This is a genomic window from Myxococcus faecalis (genome assembly GCF_050039385.1).
GTDB classification, from domain to species: Bacteria; Myxococcota; Myxococcia; order Myxococcales; family Myxococcaceae; genus Myxococcus; species Myxococcus fulvus.
In genome coordinates this window covers 5,594,679-5,612,097 of record NZ_CP144336.1, presented here as the reverse complement: position 1 = coordinate 5,612,097, position 17,419 = coordinate 5,594,679, and the positions used below count along the sequence as shown (strand labels likewise).

Sequence of the window (17,419 nt, the reverse complement as noted above, 5' to 3'; positions counted from 1 at the left end):
GACGGCACGGCCCGGGCGCGCTCTTGCCACCCCCATGCCAGCAACCACGCTGACTCGGGACACCGGGATTTCCAGGGGCTTGCGGGCGCCAGGGCCTCTCAGAAACCTGAGGCGCGCGGATTCCCCGTGGGGGGAAATCCGTGAGTCCGCGGCACGAAGCGAACGAACTGCTGCGTCAGCGCCGGGTCCATGCGCTCCAGGCGCAGGCCCATGCCCGCCGGTGCACGGAAGGCGCCAGGGGCGCGCGGCGGGTTGGCCCAGACGACGGTGGCCTCCGCCGAGCACGGTGAGCGCTGTCCGGCGAGCGACACCTTCAACGACAACCGGGTGCCCTCGCGCGCCGGGGTGAGCGTGCGCACGAAGAGGGCCTCGGGGCTGGCGTCGTGGCTGAAGCCCGTCAGCGCGGCGCCCCCGGCCAGCGGGGCGAACTCCACCACGGTGAAGAAGGGCACGCGCTCGGCGGCCCGCAGGGGGACGCGGTCGGGCGTCAGCCGCGACAGCACGCGCCCGAGCAGCTCATCGGCGCCCAGGTGGCGCTTCTCCAGCAGCGGCGCGCCCGACAAGGCCTGCGCACGGGCGAGCACCTCACCGGACTCCTCCGCGCGCGACAGGAGCACCAGCGGCTTCTTCGGGTTCGCGTCGCGCAGCCGCGCGGCCAGGGCCAGCGTCTCGCGCGGGGCCCGCGACACGTCGACGAGGAAGCCGTCGAGCTGCGCGCCGTGCTCCGCCGCGAGCGCCTCCGCGTCCTGCGCGTCGCGCGCGTAGAGGACGTGCAGGCCCTCCTGCTCCAGCGAGCCGCCCAGGAACGTGTGCAGGAAGCGGCCGCCCTCGACGAGCAGCACGCGGCGGCCCTTGGGAGGCCCCTCCTTCGCGCGCTCACGGGCGTTGCGCACCGCCACCAGCTTGGCCTGCAGCGCCTCGAGCGCGACGGGCTTGGGCAGGAAGTCATCCGCGCCCGCGCGCCAGCAGTGCATCACCTCGTGCGGCTCGCCGGCGGAGGTGAACATGATGACGGGCACGTTGCGGCCCGCGGGGTGTGACTTCACCGCGCGGCACACCTCGTCGCCCTGCATGCGCTCCATGCGCAGGTCCATCAGGATGAGCATGGGCGCGCGGCGGGCCAGCTCCGCCAGACACGCCTCGCCGCCCTCCAGCGTCACCGGCTCGCAGCCCAGCCGGGCCAGGTGCAGCCGCACCACCTCGCGCGCGGTGCGCGAGTCGTCCACCACGAACACGGCTTCCCGCGTGGTGGAGCCGGGCGCGTTCATCAGGCCCGCGGCTCCTGCTTGCCGCCGGACAACAGCTGCGTGAGCTGCCGGGCGATGGCGGCGCACTTCGCCGCGTCCTTGCTGTCCAGCGCGGTGCGCCCGCCGTCGAGCAGCTTCTGGACCGTGCCCACCGCGGCCTCGGCCTCCGGGCTGGGGTTCTCCTGCGCGCTCTTCTGGAGCATCCGCGCCAGCTTCTCGCCGCGCTCCAGCAGCTTGCGGAACAGCTCCTCCGCGCGCTTCGCGTCCACCACGCCCTGCGACTTCGCGTAGTTCGCCTGCTCCGCGCCCAGCTTCTCCGCCTCGCCGTGCGGCAGGCCCGCGCGCGCCTCCAGGCGCACCGTCTCCATGTTGCCGGTCGTCAGGTCCGTGGCCTTCACGGACAGGATGGCCTCACCGGACAGCTCGAAGACGACCTCCAGCGGCACGTCTCCGCGCGCGGCCACGTGCAGGTTCTTGAGCACCACCTCGCCCAGCTTGTGGTTCTCGTCCTGGAACTCGCTCTCGCCCTGGTACACGGGGATGCGCGCCTCGTGCTGGCCGGAGGTGCCGGGGAAGAAGATGTCGCGCGCGACGACGGGCACGCCCGTGTTCTTCGCGATGAGCCGCTTCACGCGCCCGCCCAGCACGCCCACGCCCAGGCTCTGGCTGGCCACGTCCAGCAGCAGCGCCTGACCGGACTGGCGGAGCAGCTCATCCGCCTGCACCGCGGCGCCCAGCGCCACGGCCTCGTCCGGGTGCACGTCCGTGGAGGGCTGCCGGCCGAAGAAGTCCGCGACCAGCCGGCGCACCAGCGGCACGCGCGTCATGCCGCCCACCAGCAGCACCACGTCCACCGAGCGCGGGTCCATCTTCGCCTCGCGCATCACGCCCTCGCACACCTCCAGGCAGCGGCGCGACAAGGGCTCCGACAGCGTCTCGAAGAACGAGCGCGTGAGCACCGTCTCCAGCTCCGTCGTGCGCCCGCCCTTGCCCGAGTGGTCGCCCAGCCCCGTCACGGAGATGGTGGACTCCTCGTGCTCGGTGAGCTCGCGCTTGGCGGCCTCGGCGGCGACCTTCAGGCGCCTGAGGCTCTGCGCGTCCTGCGACACCACGTGGCGCAGCTCATCGTCCACCTGGGCCAGCAGCCACTGGACGATTCGCTGGTCGAAGTCCTCGCCGCCCAGCCGGGGGTCGCCGCCGGTGGCGCGCACCTCGAAGACGCCGGACTTCACGTCGAGGATGGACACATCGAAGGTGCCGCCGCCCAGGTCGAACACCAGCGCGTTGCCCTCGAAGCCGCGCGACAGCCCGTACGCGAGCGCCGCCGCGGTGGGCTCGTTCACCAGCCGCACCACCTCCAGGCCCGCAATGGACGCCGCCTCGCGCGTGGCCTGGCGCTGGTTGTCGTCGAAGTTGGCGGGGACGGTGATGACACACTTGCTGACGGGGCGGCCGAAGTGCGCCTGCGCGTCCAGCGCCAGCTCGCCCAGAATCATCGCGGAGACCTGCGTGCAGGGCATCACCCGCCCGGCCAGCTTCACGCGCACGTCACCCGAGGGGCCCGCGACGAGCGGATAGGGCACCAGCGCCTTCGCCTGCTGCACCAGCTCCGGCGTGTAGCGGCGCCCGAGGAAGCGCTTGGTGGCCCAGACCACCGCGTCCGGGTGCTCCTCCGCCAAGAGCTGGGCCGCCTGGCCCACGACGCGCTCGCCGCTCTTGGTGACGCCGAGCACGGAGGGCGTGAGCCGGCCCCCCGCGCGCGAGGGGATGAGGCGCGGCCGGCCATCTTCCACGGTGGCCACGGCGCTATTGGTGGTACCCAGGTCGATGCCGATGACGGGGTCGTGCATGGGGGGCGGTCGGGACCCCACGGTACGGGTCTTCCCGCCTCCTCGCCAAGCCCCCTCGCGTCGGACCTGCCCTCCGCCCGTCGCTTCCCTGCCCGCCCGGGCACTCGGTCCACGGGGGTGGACGGCCATGGGGCACCATGCTAAGGGCGCGACCCGTCATGGTGAACGTCTCCATCGCCCGCCGCTACGCCCGTGCCCTCCTCGACGTCTCGTCGGAGGCGGGCCGCATCGATGCCGTCGCCGAGCAGCTCACCACCTTCGCGGACATCCTCGCGAAGAACCCCGAGCTCACGGACGTGCTCAACAACCCCGCCTACTCGCGCTCCCAGCGCGGCCAGGTCGTGGAAGGGGTGATGAAGCTCATCCCCGGGCTGGAGCCGGTGCTCGCCAACACCCTGCGCCTGCTGGTGGACCGCAACCGGCTGGTCTACGTGCCGGACATCGCCCGCGTGTTCCGCGACATGGCGGATGCCCGCGCCGGCCGCGTCCGCGGCAACGTCACCAGCGCCGCCGCCCTCCCGGCCGACACCCTGGCCCAGCTGCGTCAGACCCTGCAGCAGCTCACCCAGCGCGACGTCATCCTGGAGACCCGCGTGGACCCCAGCCTGCTCGGTGGCGTGTCCGCCCAGGTGGGCAGCATCCTCTACGACGGCAGCCTGCGCACCCAGCTGGACCAGATGCGCCGCGAGCTGAAGTAGCACCCGCCGTCCGGGGCGTGCGGCCGCATCCTCGCGGCCAACGCCCCAGGTCGTCCACGCACCCGGTAGTCCGGGGCAAACCGGCATTTCCCGTAGCCCTGGGACAGAGGTATACTCGGGGGAACACGGGGCAACCCCGGGTTTTCTGGACGACCTCAACATGCCGCAGTCCCTGTTTCACCCCCTTCCCGGTGGCCCGATGTTCGCCGTGGCCCCCGAGGAGGCCTGGCCCTTCCTCGGCGCGCTGCTGAACGCGACGGGTTGCGGCATCGCCCTGCTGGACAGGGAGCTCAGGCCCGTGTGGGTGAATGGCGCGCTGACGTCGCTGTCGGGGCTTGAGACCCGGGCCTATCTGGGGCGTCCCCTGGTGGACGTCTGGCCGAAGGTGGCCTTCTCGCTGGCCCCGCTGCTGACGCGTGCCCTCTCGGGGGAGAACGTGGTGGAGGCGCCGCTGACGGGGGTGCTGGCCGCGGGCTCGGGTGAGAAGCACCTGCGGGTGGGGCTGTCCCCGGCGCACCAGGCCGGGGTGCTGGCGGGCGTGGTGCTGTGGGTGCGCGACGAGACGGAGCGCGTGCGCGACGAGGCCCGGCTGCGCGAGCGCGAGGCGCACATGCGCAGCCTGGCCGACGTGGCCTGTGACGGGCACTTCCTGCACGAGAACGGCGTGGTGCTGGACGCCAACCGTGCGCTGGCGCACCTCCTGGGCCACGACTCGCCCCGGGAGTTGATCGGCCACCACCTGGTCGAATGGGTGGCGCCGGAGTACCGGCCCGCCGTCATGTCCGCGGTGGCCCGGGGGGTGGAGACGCCCTACGAGGTCATGTGCGTGCGGCGCGATGGCCAGCGCATCCCATTGGAAGTGCTGGGGAAGTTCGTGACGTGGGAGGGCCGGCAGGTGCGGCTGGCCGCCATCTGGGACATCAGCGGGCGCAAGGCGGCGGAGGAGCGCGCCGAGCGCACCGAGCACTTCCGGGAGCAGCTGCTGGGCGTGGTGGGCCACGATTTGCGCTCCCCGCTGGAGAGCATCCAGTCCGGCACGAGCGCCCTGCAGCGGCTGGAGAACCTGGAGGAGCCCCAGCAGCGGCTGGTGGGGCACGTGGCCCAGGCCGCGCGGCGCATGGAGCGGATGATCCACGAGCTGCTCGACTTCACCCGGGCCCGGCTGTCCGGCGGGCTGCCGGTGCGCCCGGAGCCGCTGGTGCTGGACCGGCTGGTGGAGAAGGTCCTGGAGGAGCGGCGGCAGGTGCACCCGGGCCGCACGCTGCTGATGGAGACGCAGGGCGACCTGCGGGGCCACTGGGACGCGGGGCGCATCACCCAGCTGGCGGACACGCTGCTGGGCAGCGTGCTCCAGCACAGCCCGGAGCCCACCCCGGTGTGGCTCAAGCTGGTGGGCGCGGTGGGGGGCGTGACGCTGTCCATCCGCAACGACTCGCTGATGGTGCCGCAGGAGGAGCACGCCACCCTCTTCGAGCCCTTCCGCCGGGGCCGCCCCGCCAGCGCCGAGGGCCTGGGTCTGGGCCTGTTCATCGCCCGGCAGGTGGCCGTGGCCCACGGGGGCCGGCTCACCGTGGAGTCCTCCCAGGGCGGAACGCGCTTCGTCGTCTGGCTGCCCCGCGAATCCTCCGTCCGCTAGGGCGCCGCGAGCGCCCGCCCGCCCTCGCTCGGCCGGTGTGGGAGCGCCGGGACTTAAGGGGTTGATAATGCCCCGAGAGCCCCGAATGTCGTGCGCATTGCAGGGGCCGGGGGTGCGTGGTAAGGGGCCCCGACTTCTTAAGCTTTGGCGGACCCGAACCGACCCGGCCCGCCCCCTGTTCGAGGACGCAAAACGCCCATGGAAATCCGCGCCGACGAGATCAGCAGAATCATCCGGGAGCAGATCAAGGACTACGGCAAGAAGGTCACCGTCGCGGAGACGGGCACCGTGCTGTCCGTCGGCGACGGTATCGCGCGCATCTACGGCCTGGAGGGCGTGCTGGCCGGTGAGCTGGTGGAGTTCACCAACGGCGTGAAGGGCCTGGTCCTCAACCTCGAGGAGGACAACGTCGGCGTCGCCATCATGGGTGACTTCCAGACCATCCGCGAGGGCGACACCGTCAAGCGCACCCAGCAGATCGCCTCCGTGCCCGTGGGCAAGGGCCTGCTCGGCCGCGTGGTGGACCCGCTCGGTCAGCCCCTGGACGGCAAGGGCCCCATCGAGGGGACCGAGACGCGCCGCCTGGAGGTGAAGGCGCCCGGCATCGTGAAGCGCAAGAGCGTGCACGAGCCCCTGCAGACGGGCATCAAGGCGCTGGACGCGCTGGTGCCGGTGGGTCGTGGTCAGCGCGAGCTCATCATCGGTGACCGCCAGACGGGCAAGACGGCCGTCGCCATCGACACCATCATCAACCAGAAGGGCCTGAACGTTTACTGCATCTACGTGGCCATCGGTCAGAAGCAGTCGACCGTCGCCCAGGTCGTGGAGAAGCTCAACCGCTTCGGCGCCATGGAGTTCACCACGGTGGTGGCGGCGAACGCCTCCGACCCGGCCCCGATGCAGTTCTTCGCGCCGTACGCCGGCGTGGCCATGGGCGAGTACTTCCGCGACAACAAGATGCACGCCCTCATCATCTACGACGACCTGTCCAAGCAGGCCGTGGCGTACCGCCAGCTGTCGCTGCTCTTGCGCCGCCCGCCGGGCCGCGAGGCGTACCCGGGCGACGTGTTCTACGTGCACAGCCGCCTGCTGGAGCGCGCCGCCAAGCTGTCGGACGAGGAGGGCGCGGGCTCGCTCACCGCGCTGCCCATCATCGAGACGCAGGCCGGCGACGTGTCCGCCTACATCCCGACGAACGTCATCTCCATCACCGACGGGCAGATCTTCCTCGAGACGGACCTGTTCTTCTCCGGCGTCCGCCCGGCCATCAACGTCGGTCTGTCGGTGTCCCGCGTCGGCTCCGCCGCGCAGATCAAGGCGATGAAGCAGGTCGCCGGCACCATGAAGCTGGACCTCGCGCAGTACCGCGAGCTGGCCGCCTTCGCCCAGTTCGGCTCGGACCTCGACAAGGCCACCCAGGAGACCCTGGCCCGTGGCGCCCGCATGGTGGAGCTGCTCAAGCAGGGCCAGTACGAGCCGCTCTCCGTCGAGCGTCAGGTCATGCAGATCTACGCCGCCACCAACCGCGACGACCCCAAGAAGCGCGGCTGGGTGCGCGACATCCCCGTCTCCGACGTGGTGCGCTGGATGCGTGAGTTCCTGGAGTTCGCGGACGGCAAGCACCCGAACGTCGCGAAGGACATCGCCTCCAAGCGCGAGCTGACCAACGACATCAAGGCGGCGCTGAACAAGGCCATCTCCGAGTTCAACGACGTCTTCCAGCCCACCCCGGGCGCGAAGGTCTAGGCAGAGCTCCGGCCGCCAAGGCCCGACGCACCGAGCCCCGCGCTCCCTTCACCGGGAGGCGGGGCTTCGTGTTTCCGGGGGCGGCGGGGGCTCGTGGTCCGCGACTTCGCCGCGTCCTCGCCGCGCTGGTGCCTCGCGTCCGTGGTGCCGATGCCGCGGGCAGGGGGGTGCCTGGCGTGGTCGCGGTAACCTGCTGCTTCGCCTTGTCCTCGCGCGCTGGTGCCTGGCGTCCGTGGTGCCCACAGCGCGGACGCTGGAGTGCCTCGCGCGATGTGCTGAGCCGCTACTTCGCCCCCTCCGCGCGGGCCGGCACCTCGCGCACCGCGGTGCCGATGGACTCGCCCGTCCACTCGGGGTCCACGGGGATGATGAGGTAGCCGTCCTCGGCCCTGGGCGCGGGGCGGTCGTCGAGCGGCGGAGGGTCCCCGGCCTCGGGCGCGGGCACGTCCGTCCAGGAGATGAAGCGCGCCTCGAACTCGCGCACACGCTGGCCCCCCGCCAGCTTGCGCTCCGCCGGGTGGGGCAGCAGCACCGCGTCCGCGCCCATCAGACACACGGTCTCCTGGAGAAGCTCCTTGCGGCCCTCCTCGCCCAGGTACTCGTTGGTCGTCATCGACAGCGTGCCCACCTCGGCGTAGGGCCTGGATGGCTCGCCCTGCTCGAAGACCTCGAACGCGCAGCCGGGCGCCTTCGCGGGACGCGTGACGGAGGCCTGCGGCCGGCTCACCACCGTCTGCGGCGAGGACGCGCACGCGGCCCCGAGCACCGCGGCGAAGAGGCACATCGACAGCGGACGACGCGGGCCCATGGACACCCCTGTTGCCGAATCGCGAGGACGCGGGGCATCCGAGGCCCCGCCTCCTGACTCAACGCGGCCTCCGGGCCCACCATATCGCGCGCGCTCAGCGCAGCCGGGGCAAGAGCGCGTGCAGGCTCTTGTCCACGCCGCCACGGGCGCCGAGCTGCTCGATGGCCTTCAGCTCGTACGGCAGCACGTTGTCGCGCGCGACCAGTTGCACGTGCGCGCCCAGGGCGGCCGGCAGCGCCAGGTCCAGCTCGTAGATGTCACCCGCCACCAGCGTCTGGTCCGGCCGCGTGCCGGTGGTGTCCCAGATGCGCTTGAGCGCCTCGAAGTAGCGGCCCCGGCGCAGGTACACCGGCCGGCGCAGCACCCCGTCCAGCGTCTGCGTCTCCGGCAGCGCGTCGAAGCGCGCGTCCGCCACGTCCGGCGGGTCCAACAGGAACTTGCGCGCGTCGCCGGACACCTTGAGCCGCTCGCGGCCCTTGGGGGCCAAGGTGTCGAGCTTCTTCACCACCAGCTCCGTGTGCGCGTTCGTCACCACCGTGACGGGCAGCCCCGTGGCGAGCAGCGCCTCCAGCACCTCCTTCGCCTCCGGCTTGAAGGCCGTGGCCGAGTGCACGTACGAGTCGCGATACAGCTTCTGCACCGCCTCCGAGCGCGTGGCCTCGTCCGTGCCCACCGACAGCCGCTGGAAGATGCGGTGCGCGGCCGTCGTCGCCGTCAGGTACGGGTCCGCCGTGGCGGGCGCCACCACCCTGCCGCCCAGGTTCCAGCCGAGGAGGTCCGCACCCGCGCGCAGCGCCGCGACTTCTTCCTCCCACGCCTGCTCCACGCCCTGCCCCAACGCGTGGGCCAGCCCGTCACGAAAGTGTGTCAGGAAGGGCGCGCTCTCCGTCGCCACGTCCGTGAAGGTCCCGTCGAAGTCCAGCACCACGCAAGCAATCGCCATCAGCCCACCGTCTCCCGAAGTTGGAGGAAAGGGGCCGGATGACGCCCCGCCACGGCCCGCGAATCAAGCCCGTGACTCCGGTTTCCGCCCTGTAAACTTGAGGCCCCCCTGTAAATCGGTGGCAGGGCCGCCACCTTGAGGCCTACAGCGGGGGACTCGCTAGCCTTCGGGGGGCATGGAAGCGACACGGCGAAACGAGGCGGCGCGGTGGCGCCGGGCGTGGTTGCCCTGGGGGCTGCTGGCCGGAGCGTGCGTGCTGGGCGCGACGGGCGCCTGGGCGGGCTCGCGCTCCGTGTCGGCGCTGCACGAGCGCCGCGTCCAGTTGGAGCGCGAGGCGGCCGAGTCCGAGGCCCGCGTGGCGGAGCTCCAGGCCCTGCGCGAGGCCATGGCCCGGCGGCTGCGCGTGCTGGAGCAGCAACACCAGACGGCCCGCGAGGAGGCCCTCAGCGCGGCCGCCGCCTGCGCCGCGCCCCCCGCCGAGCCGCCCCCCGCCCAGGGCCGCGCCGAGCCCCGCCGGACCACCAAGGGCAAGAAGGCCCACCGCCGCTGAGAGGCCCTTCGGGCGTGGACCCCAGGTCCACACCCGCCGGCCCGTGTGGACCTGGAGGCAACAGCCCCTGCCCCTCCCGCGCGCGCAACCCCCTGGAAGGACTGTGACGCGGTGCACGGCCCGCCACGTGCTACCTGGGGCTTCGCGTCATCTTCCGCGCGAGGTCCTCACCCCATGTCGTCCATCAAGCTCCGAGCTCCCTCCAGGCTCCTGTTGACCGCGCTGTGTCTCACCGCGCTCCTGCCGCTCTCGCGCGCCAGCGCCGAGCCGGGCATCCGCATCCTCAACTCGCTGTCCACCGCGGACCTGGCCTTCAACGCCCTCACCACCAACGCCCGCTCGCTGGAGGCCCTCACCTCACAGCCGCTGACCACGTACACGTTCGAGGCGGACGCGCGCCTGCGCCACCAGCTGGAGGACCCGGCCGCGCGCAACGTCATGCACTACCTGGTGGAGTGCGCCCTGCCCGCCACCGCCACGGTGGAGTGGATGGACCGCAAGAAGGAGGTCCACTCCTTCTCGGGCGGCGTGGGCCTGTGCCCGGAGTGGGGCGTGCGCGCGCCGAGCGCCCAGTGCCTGGGCTACGTGAGCGCGTGCCTGCTGTCGCGCAACAACGCCTACGGCCACACGGTGGAGATTTCGATGCGCGGCGAGCACCCGAAGGACTCCCGGCTCTTCAACCCCACCGGCGTCACCCAGCAGTGGCACCCCATGTTCCTGCCCTGCGCGCACGGAGGCCGCGGCGCGTGGGAGGAGTGCGGCTGGGTGGGCGAGGGCGTGGGCAGCTGCACGCCGGGCGAGCAGGTCACCATCGCCGCGGGCGCGCCCCGGCTGGACACGTCGTGCACGACGACGCTGGGCTCCGGCGACGGCGACCGCGTGCTGCGCGTGTGCGCCCAGCCCCGGGGCTGCGAGGCCGCCAGCTCCCTGGCGCTCGGCGAGGGCAACGACTGCGGCAGCGCGCAGCCCAGCGCCACCTTCACCTGCCCCCGCGGCGGCAGGTACAGCGTCATGTCCGCGCCGTATGACCGCTCCTCGCCGCCCGGCTCCTGGGTGCGCCCCGCCGTCACCCACGGCCGCTACCCCACCGAGTCCTTCGGCGCGTTCACCTTCCGCGAGGGCGCCTTCTTCGGAAACATCCTGGACCCCAAGGGACTCAACGTGGAGGTGCACATCAACATGGACACCTACGCACCCTTCCTGTCCAAGCCCGACTTCGACGGCTACCCGTACCAGAACGCCCACGCGTGCTACTCGCGGGACTGGGTGGCGGGCGACGTGCACCTGGCCTCGCGCGTCTGCGCCAACGCCATCGTCGGCGGGCGCAACGCGTACGGCTGCCTGGCGCGCACCGTGGGCCCCTGCGAGCCCGACGCCTTCACCCCCAAGGCGGCCTGCGACGTGAACGACGGCCCCGTCGTCACCGCCGACGGTGACTTCGAGGTCTGCGCCGACACGGAGGGCGCCTACCACTTCGAGTCCATCACCACCGTCCTCAACAGCCCCTGTGACGCGCTGCCCCCCAGCGACCGCGTCACGTGCGACCCCGCGATGTGCGACTTCAGCTACGCCCCGCCCCGCTGCAAGAAGGGCTGCGAGCAGCGCTCCGCCTCCCAGTGCCTGGCGGTGGCCTGCGTGAAGAACCCCAAGCTCTGCGGCAAGAAGTAGCCCCCCAGGGGCCCGGGAGGGTCGTCACCCACCTCCCGGACTCCATCCTCGGGCCGGCGGAGGGTGGGGCGACGGCCCGTACACCCCGGGTGTATGAATAAAGCAGGCGGACGGTCGTCCCGAGCCGTGTTGCCGCCCGACGGCCACCGCCCCAGGAGCCCCGCCGTGTTCTCTCTTCGTTCCGCCTTGAGTGCCTTCCTCGCGCTGGGCCTGCTGCTGGGCACGACGTCGGCGGAGGCGCGCTTCGGCAAGCGCTCCCGGCCGTCGCAGAGCGACTCGAAGAAGGACGACGACAAGAACGACGACACCCACGAGGCCTCGCCGGTGGGCTCGCGGGATGACGACGACGATGACCGGCCCCGTCGCCGCCGGAGCAACCACCGCCGCCACGTCTCCTCCGGCGCGGGCGACGTGGTGGAGGGTCTGGGCTTCCTCGCCTTCGTGCTCTCCAGCGGCAACCACCGGCTGACCGTCGTGGACGAGCCCCGGCAGCGCGGGGAGCTGCGCCAGGAGCGCCACGCCGCGCCCCTCTCCTTCCGCCTGGGCCTGCAGGGCGGCCCCGTCAACAGCGGCGGCGCGGGGGACTTCTTCATCGGCCTGGAGGGACGGCGCTTCGGCTTCGACGCGCGCGTCACCGGCATCGCCGTGGAAGCCGACGACGGCACCGACGAGACGGACAACCTCACCCTGGTGGAGGCGCACCTGACGTGGGCGCTCGTCTCCCTGGAGCGCGCGCGGCTGCGCCTGGAGGCCGGCGTGAGCACCGCCAACGCGCCGGACATCACCTTCGTGGGCCCCAGCCTGGGCCTGTCCCTGGAGGCGTGCCTGGCCGGCCCGCTGGACTTCGAGGCCCGCGCCCAGATGACGCCCTTCCCGTACCGGCAGGTGGACGCGAGCGCCGCGCTGGCGCTGCACCTGGGAGCGCTCGTGCTGCGCGGCGGCTACCGGGGGATGGTGCTCGACGACGCGGGCCAGGTGGACGGCGTGGTGCACCGCGACGGCTTCCACGGCCCCTTCTTCGGCCTGGGCCTCACCTACTGACGCGCTGAGCGGTCTCCTGCCGGGGGTCCGGGCAGTGCGCCTGGACCACGGCCATCAGGTCCTTGAGCCGCACGGGCTTGCGCAGAAGCGCCACCGCCCCTGGGGGACACGGGCCGGACTCCGCGCGCATCCCCACCACCCGCGAGCTGGCGAAGCGCGCGTCCTGCTTCAACGTCTCCAGGAGCGACGGCCCCTGGACACACGGCGCCTCCAGGTCCACCAACACCAGACACTGCACCTCCGTGGCCGCCAGCACCCGCACGGCCTCGCGGGCGTTGATGGCCATGTTCACGTCATAGCCTTCGGCCTGGAGCGCCTCCGCCATCACGCCCCGGAGGTCCGGGTCGTCCTCCACCAGGAGCACGGTCGGCTGCATCACCACATGGGTCACGATTGCCACCCTAGTGCCTCCTTCCCGGGCTGACACGGCTCGTTCCGCCCCACGGCGCCTCACTGTCGAACCGTGAGCATCCGCACGGCGCGAGCAGGCGGATACGCCCGGTGCCCGAGGGAGGAGATGCACCGCGCGAGGGCGCTCCGCACGCGCGAGCGTCGGGTACGCGAGCCTCGCGCGGCCCGGCTGTCACGTCGTGCGCACTCGGCGCCGTGTGCGCTGCCCACGGCCGTACAGCAGCGGATGGCCAACGGCCGTCCACCCTCGGGGGCCATGGCCGGCAAGGGCCCGGCGCCCTTGAATGTCGCTCCCCGTCGTCCCCGTCCCCGAGGAGTGCACCTTGCCCTCATCCAAGGCCGTGCTGGGCTGTGTGCTCGCCGCCACCGTCCTGCTGGAGCCGGCGCTCGCCGAGGCCCGCTTCGGCAAGCGCTCCTCCTCGTCGTCCCCCGGCCGTGCCGAGCGCGGGTCGCCGCGCCGCGAGCACCCCTCCTCCCCCGCGGTACAGCCTCGCGACGGCGCGCCCGCGCCCCACCCCGCGACGGCCATCGACACGAAGCCCCCGCGCGCGGACGACGACGACGCGCCCCGGAGGAGACGCCGGCGCGTGAGGGCCCCGGCGACGGGCGCGCTCGTGGGCGCGGGCGCCGCGGCGACGGGCACGTCCACGCTGCGCTCCAGCGCGAGCACCACGCGCCGGCGCGACGAGCCGGTGCCCCTGCTGGTGCGCATGGGCGCGCAGGCGGAGTGGCTCAAGGACGGCAGCGGCATGGGCGTGTTCATGGCCATGGAGGGGCGACGGCTGGGCGTGGACACGCGCCTCACCGGCCTGTCGCTGAAGGCCGACGACGGCTCCGACACCGAGGACCGAATCACCCTGTTGAGCGCGCGACTGACGGCGGCGCTGTGGGCCAGCGCCCGGGGCCGGATGCGCGTGGAGGCGGGCCTGTCGAGCGCGCACGCGCCCGGCATCATCTTCGTGGGGCCCAGCTTCGGCGCGTCCGTGGAGGCGTGCATCGGCGCGTCCCCCCTGGACGTGGAGGCAAGGCTCAACGCCACGCCCTTCCCGCATCGACAGGTGGACATCCAGGCGGGCCTGGCGGCGCACCTGGGCGGCTTCAACGTGCGCGGCGGCTGGCGCGCGCTGTACCTCAACGACGCCGGACACCTGGACGGCGTCGAGCATGAAGAGGGCTTCGGCGGACCCTACTTCGGCCTGGGCCTCACCTTCTGACCTCCCGCGCGCGATGGGCGAGCGCTCGCCGCCCAGCGCGCGACGACGACGACAGGCCGGAGCCACCTTCCACGAGGAAGGCTCCGACCCCCTGCTCCGACTACTCGTCCGACGCCGCGGCCATGGGCGCCGAAGCGCCCTCGCCGACGTCCGACACCGTGGTGAGCCCCGAGCCGCGCTTGCCACTGCCCTTGCGCTTGGGCGGCGCGGGCGGGGGCGCGAGCGTCGGCGCCGAGCCGAACAGCCGCTCGTATGTCTCCGGCGCGTTGATGTTCACCAGCACCCCCGGGTCCTTCATGGGCACCCGGCGCACGCGCATGCCCTTGAGCACCGTCTCCAATTGCTCGCCGTCCGCCGCGCGCAGCCGCTCCGCCATCCCGCGCGACATCATCACCGGCCACCCCGGCGCGCCCTCGAACTCCGGACGCAGCATCTCGTCGGAGTCCCCCATCAGCTTGAGCATCGACTTCACCGTGTTGGTCCTGAGCGCCGGCATGTCCACCGGGTGCAGCACCACCACGTCCGCCCCCTCCGCCAGCGCCGCGTCCAGCCCCGTCTTCACCGAGGCCATCTGGCTGTCCCGCCACTGCTCGGACTCCCGGAGGTCCATCCCTGGATGCTGCTTGCGAATGGCCTCCGCGTCCTTCCCCACCACACCCAGCACCTGACAGCCCGCCTTGACGAAGGTCGACGCCAGCGACTGAAGGAAGCTCTTGTCGCCTTCGTGCAGGATGAGCGCCTTGGGGTGGGCCATCCGCCGGGCCTCGCCCGCTGCGAGGATGATCGCCACTGCCTTCATACCAAGCCTCCTCCGTCCCCCGGGGAATCGAGTGCCTCTTGGCCCGGGGCCACCGGGAACAGGCTGTGACCTTTCGGGGGGATTTTGAGCCCACCCCTCGGTGCGAGCCGTCAGCCGGCCCCCAGTCACTTCCCGCGCCGCGTCCGAGTGGCGAGAGCTGGAGCGTGCGCCCTCCGCAGACGCACGGCCCGCCTGCTCGTCCGCACCGCCCCGGAGGCTTGCTTCCCCTGCCCGGGGCCCGGAGGGCCTGGCGCGCTTCAATGCAGCCACCGGGGTGATGGCGCGTGGAGCAGCAGCGTCGTCGCGGGGGCCACCGTCTTTTCTTCCGTCCCCGCCAGCGCCTTGGCGGTCAGAATTTCAGCCAGCCGCGCCAGCGGCGCGAAGGCGGACAGCCGGCGCAGCTCGTCCTCGGACACCTCCCCCAACCACGCGCCGTCACGGCCATCCACGACGGACAGCGCGTGCACCGCGTGGTGGTGCATCACCTGGAGCGCCGAGAGGACGGTGTCCTCCGGGAAGAGCGTCACGGCGCGGGAAACGAGCATCTCGAACTCAGGGCTGCGGCACATCGTCACGGAAGGCCTCCAGAAAGCAGGCGTCAGGCGCCTCTGATCCACCCCCGTAGCAAGTGCCTTGCCGGGCCTGGATGACGGTTCGCCAGTCGACACACAACCCGCGACGCCGGATGCGCGATAATCCCCCTTGCGACCGCAGCCACCCCTCGACGCGTCCGTGGAGTCACCGCGATGAGCATCAAGCCCCTGCCCTCCTCCACGTCGTCTGCCGCGGCGCGTCGTACTCCCGAGCCTGTGGCCGCGCGCCCGGCGGAGGCGCCCAAGCCCAACCTGCTCGAGCGGATGGGCCAGGGGCTGCAGAACGTCGCGCGCGAGGCCAACCGGCTGGTGGACGGCTTCGAGGCGAAGCTGCCGGACCTGTCGCGCCTGGGTCTGCCGAAGCTGCCGGGCGCGGGGAACACGCCGTGGGCCGGCATCACCCTGACGGGCAAGCCGCTCCAGATTCCGCTCGACAAGCTGCTGCAGGTCGACCTGGGGGATTTGCGCAAGGTGCTCGAGCGCATCCTGCCGCCGAAGATCGACGACAAGCAGGGCAAGCAGCTCGTCGCGCAGACGAAGGACTTCCGCGACACGCTGGGCCAGGTGCGCTCGCTGGCGGCGCAGCTGGACATGCTGCCCTCCACGCACCCGCGCTATCCGCAAGTGAAGGCCGCGCTGGAGAAGGCGGAGGCGCAGCTCACCCAGACGACGGGCTACACGCGCGCCACCGCGCCGCGCCCCGGCTCGCTGTGGTTGGACCCGCAGTTCCTCGCCAAGGAGCTGCCCGGCGGCCAGGTCCACGCGAGCCGCTTCCCCACGGGCACGCCGGTGACGAAGCCGCCCTCCGCGCTGGACATCGTGGCCGGTGGCGACGCGAAGAAGGCCGCCGAGTACACCGCCTCCGTCGCCCAGAACCGCGCCGAGGCGGGGATGCCGGTGCAGGGCGGCGAGCCCATGGGCGTGCACCTGAGCCTGGAGGGCGGTGGTGGCAAGGGCAAGCGCTACGCGGCCATGTTCGCGGAGATGCGGGACATGGGCGTGGTGCCGGTGAGCCTGACGGGCACGTCCGCGGGCTCCATCGCCGCCGCGTTCGCCGCCACGGGCGCCACGCCGCAGCAGATTGAAGACGTGGCCAAGGACCCGCGCCTCGGCCAGCTGTATGACTTCGACCTGGACCTGAACGACGGTGGCCTCCTGGATGGCCAGGCCGCGTTCGACCTGTTCGACCAGAAGCTGCGCGAGCTGACCGGCATCACCGACCGGCCCGTCACCTTCGCGGACCTGAAGATTCCCCTGCAGCTGGTCGCCGCCAAGGCCTACGACAGCGCGGTGCCGGACGGCGGCTTCAAGAGCGCGCAGGACCGCATCTTCGTCTTCAGCCAGGAGACCACGCCGGACACGCCCGTGGCGCTCGCCATGCGCGCCTCCATGGCCATCCCCGGCGTGTTCGACCCGGTGCAGGTGGTGGACCCCGTCACCGGCCGCCAGATGCACCTGGTGGACGGCGGCACGCTGGACAACCTGCCCATGGGCTACGCGAAGAACGACCTGCCGCAGATCGGCGCGTCGCTGCAGTCGCGCGGCGGCACGCACCCGTCCAACGGCACCGCGCAGCCCAAGCCGCTGCCCACCGGCCAGCTCGACACCGACGACGCCGTCTGGAACGGCTTCAACGGCTACGCGATGCTCAAGGACAACGCCACCGAGGCCCAGGACTGGCGCGACAAGGCGAAGCCCGGCGCCAACCAGTTCATGCTCGCCGTGCCCACGTGGAACCTGGACGACCCCAAGCAGGGCAACAGCGTGCTCGGCTTCGGCTACGACGCCAAGGTGGACCCCACGCTGGACCAGCAGACGCGCCAGGTGACGCGCGACTTCCTGCGCGAGTTCATGGACGACATGAAGGTCCCCGGCTCGCGCGGCACCAACCTCGTCACCCAGGTCCCCAAGGACCTGAAGTTCAGCGAGGACGTCCAGATCTGGGGCGAGAAGTTCCAGGTGACGTACAGCGGCGGGGACACCGTCGTCGCCACCGCCGCCAATGGCAAACGTCACGAGGTCCGGCTCGGTCAGAAACAGATTGAAGCCCTCTGGTTGGATGGACAGACGTTCAAGGACTTCGACGCGCAGCTGTCCCACGTCCTCAGCGACGTGCGCAGCGTGCGGCCCTCCTGGCTCCCGTTCTGACACGCGGTGCGGGGTTTGCGCCCCCGCTGCAACCTTGCACCTCCGGATACCTGGACCCACCCGGGGC

15 protein-coding genes are annotated in these 17,419 nt (G+C 72.1%); 8 read left to right on the top strand and 7 right to left on the bottom strand.

Going from position 1 to position 17,419, the window contains the following annotated elements:
• Positions 1 to 98: 98 nt before the first annotated feature.
• Entirely contained in the window at positions 99 to 1,268 is a 1,170-nt protein-coding gene (locus VZQ01_RS22530; RefSeq protein ID WP_223751155.1) for a TIGR02266 family protein, read from the bottom strand.
• Entirely contained in the window at positions 1,268 to 3,097 is a 1,830-nt protein-coding gene (locus VZQ01_RS22525; RefSeq protein WP_426744419.1) for an Hsp70 family protein, read from the bottom strand. Before VZQ01_RS22525 ends, VZQ01_RS22530 begins: the two co-directional genes overlap by 1 nt.
• A 158-nt stretch (positions 3,098 to 3,255) precedes the next feature.
• Between VZQ01_RS22525 and atpH the strand changes: the two genes are divergently transcribed.
• From atpH to atpA, 3 genes are all read left to right on the top strand, one after another.
• On the top strand, positions 3,256 to 3,795 hold the full coding sequence (gene atpH / locus VZQ01_RS22520; protein WP_223751233.1) for an ATP synthase F1 subunit delta: 540 nt from the start codon (positions 3,256 to 3,258) through the stop codon (positions 3,793 to 3,795).
• A 199-nt stretch (positions 3,796 to 3,994) separates the two neighbouring features.
• A complete protein-coding gene (locus VZQ01_RS22515) occupies positions 3,995 to 5,431 on the top strand; it encodes a sensor histidine kinase (RefSeq protein ID WP_267699010.1) in 1,437 nt (478 codons plus the stop codon).
• Between the two features lie 198 nt (positions 5,432 to 5,629).
• On the top strand, positions 5,630 to 7,177 hold the full coding sequence (gene atpA, locus VZQ01_RS22510; protein WP_223751157.1) for a F0F1 ATP synthase subunit alpha: 1,548 nt from the start codon (positions 5,630 to 5,632) through the stop codon (positions 7,175 to 7,177).
• Between the two features lie 283 nt (positions 7,178 to 7,460).
• Here the strand turns inward: atpA and VZQ01_RS22505 are convergent, their stop codons facing one another.
• Positions 7,461 to 7,985 (bottom strand): YajG family lipoprotein, encoded by a 525-nt coding sequence (locus VZQ01_RS22505; protein WP_426744417.1) that lies wholly within the window; start codon positions 7,983 to 7,985, stop codon positions 7,461 to 7,463.
• Positions 7,986 to 8,079: 94 nt separating this feature from the next.
• The gene (locus tag VZQ01_RS22500) at positions 8,080 to 8,928 is read right to left on the bottom strand and encodes an HAD family hydrolase (protein WP_141323466.1); all 849 of its coding nucleotides are present in this window, start codon (positions 8,926 to 8,928) and stop codon (positions 8,080 to 8,082) included.
• Positions 8,929 to 9,103: 175 nt separating this feature from the next.
• Here VZQ01_RS22500 and VZQ01_RS22495 point away from each other — a divergent pair, with 175 nt between their 5' ends.
• The 3 genes from VZQ01_RS22495 (at position 9,104) to VZQ01_RS22485 (ending at position 12,187) form a co-directional block, all read left to right on the top strand.
• Positions 9,104 to 9,478, top strand: coding sequence for a hypothetical protein (locus tag VZQ01_RS22495; RefSeq protein ID WP_223751159.1), 375 nt, complete (start codon positions 9,104 to 9,106; stop codon positions 9,476 to 9,478).
• Between the two features lie 174 nt (positions 9,479 to 9,652).
• Positions 9,653 to 11,146 carry a hypothetical protein gene (locus tag VZQ01_RS22490; protein ID WP_426744415.1) on the top strand — a complete coding sequence of 498 codons (1,494 nt, stop codon included), beginning with the start codon at positions 9,653 to 9,655 and terminating at the stop codon, positions 11,144 to 11,146.
• A 165-nt stretch (positions 11,147 to 11,311) separates the two neighbouring features.
• The gene (locus VZQ01_RS22485; protein ID WP_426744413.1) at positions 11,312 to 12,187 is read left to right on the top strand and encodes a hypothetical protein; all 876 of its coding nucleotides are present in this window, start codon (positions 11,312 to 11,314) and stop codon (positions 12,185 to 12,187) included.
• Here VZQ01_RS22485 and VZQ01_RS22480 read toward each other — a convergent pair.
• Positions 12,177 to 12,587, bottom strand: a complete 411-nt coding sequence (locus VZQ01_RS22480; RefSeq protein ID WP_426744411.1) for a response regulator — start codon at positions 12,585 to 12,587, stop codon at positions 12,177 to 12,179. The two genes, VZQ01_RS22485 and VZQ01_RS22480, sit on opposite strands and share 11 nt — an antisense overlap.
• A gap of 334 nt (positions 12,588 to 12,921) precedes the next feature.
• On the opposite strand from VZQ01_RS22480, the gene VZQ01_RS22475 reads away from it, so the two are divergent.
• On the top strand, positions 12,922 to 13,812 hold the full coding sequence (locus VZQ01_RS22475; protein WP_426744409.1) for a hypothetical protein: 891 nt from the start codon (positions 12,922 to 12,924) through the stop codon (positions 13,810 to 13,812).
• 100 nt (positions 13,813 to 13,912) lie between these two features.
• Here the strand turns inward: VZQ01_RS22475 and VZQ01_RS22470 are convergent, their stop codons facing one another.
• On the bottom strand, positions 13,913 to 14,611 hold the full coding sequence (locus tag VZQ01_RS22470; RefSeq protein ID WP_141324256.1) for a nucleotidyltransferase family protein: 699 nt from the start codon (positions 14,609 to 14,611) through the stop codon (positions 13,913 to 13,915).
• A gap of 257 nt (positions 14,612 to 14,868) precedes the next feature.
• Positions 14,869 to 15,180: a hypothetical protein gene (locus VZQ01_RS22465; protein WP_141324287.1), complete on the bottom strand. Its 312-nt coding sequence runs from the start codon at positions 15,178 to 15,180 to the stop codon at positions 14,869 to 14,871.
• A gap of 177 nt (positions 15,181 to 15,357) precedes the next feature.
• On the opposite strand from VZQ01_RS22465, the gene VZQ01_RS22460 reads away from it, so the two are divergent.
• Complete coding sequence (locus VZQ01_RS22460) at positions 15,358 to 17,352, top strand: patatin-like phospholipase family protein (RefSeq protein ID WP_426744408.1); 1,995 nt, start codon at positions 15,358 to 15,360, stop codon at positions 17,350 to 17,352.
• Positions 17,353 to 17,419 lie beyond the last annotated feature (67 nt).

Excerpts from the sequence above, each read along its gene's own strand:
- VZQ01_RS22525 (WP_426744419.1), bottom strand. The coding sequence starts at position 3,097 with ATGCACGACCCCGTCATCGGCATCGACCTGGGTACCACCAATAGCGCC.
- VZQ01_RS22530 (WP_223751155.1), bottom strand. The coding sequence starts at position 1,268 with ATGAACGCGCCCGGCTCCACCACGCGGGAAGCCGTGTTCGTGGTGGAC.
- atpH (WP_223751233.1), top strand. The coding sequence starts at position 3,256 with ATGGTGAACGTCTCCATCGCCCGCCGCTACGCCCGTGCCCTCCTCGAC.
- VZQ01_RS22470 (WP_141324256.1), bottom strand. The coding sequence starts at position 14,611 with ATGAAGGCAGTGGCGATCATCCTCGCAGCGGGCGAGGCCCGGCGGATG.
- VZQ01_RS22465 (WP_141324287.1), bottom strand. The coding sequence starts at position 15,180 with ATGTGCCGCAGCCCTGAGTTCGAGATGCTCGTTTCCCGCGCCGTGACG.
- atpA (WP_223751157.1), top strand. The coding sequence starts at position 5,630 with ATGGAAATCCGCGCCGACGAGATCAGCAGAATCATCCGGGAGCAGATC.
- VZQ01_RS22490 (WP_426744415.1), top strand. The coding sequence starts at position 9,653 with ATGTCGTCCATCAAGCTCCGAGCTCCCTCCAGGCTCCTGTTGACCGCG.
- VZQ01_RS22460 (WP_426744408.1), top strand. The coding sequence starts at position 15,358 with ATGAGCATCAAGCCCCTGCCCTCCTCCACGTCGTCTGCCGCGGCGCGT.
- VZQ01_RS22505 (WP_426744417.1), bottom strand. The coding sequence starts at position 7,985 with ATGGGCCCGCGTCGTCCGCTGTCGATGTGCCTCTTCGCCGCGGTGCTC.
- VZQ01_RS22500 (WP_141323466.1), bottom strand. The coding sequence starts at position 8,928 with ATGGCGATTGCTTGCGTGGTGCTGGACTTCGACGGGACCTTCACGGAC.
- VZQ01_RS22515 (WP_267699010.1), top strand. The coding sequence starts at position 3,995 with ATGTTCGCCGTGGCCCCCGAGGAGGCCTGGCCCTTCCTCGGCGCGCTG.
- VZQ01_RS22495 (WP_223751159.1), top strand. The coding sequence starts at position 9,104 with ATGGAAGCGACACGGCGAAACGAGGCGGCGCGGTGGCGCCGGGCGTGG.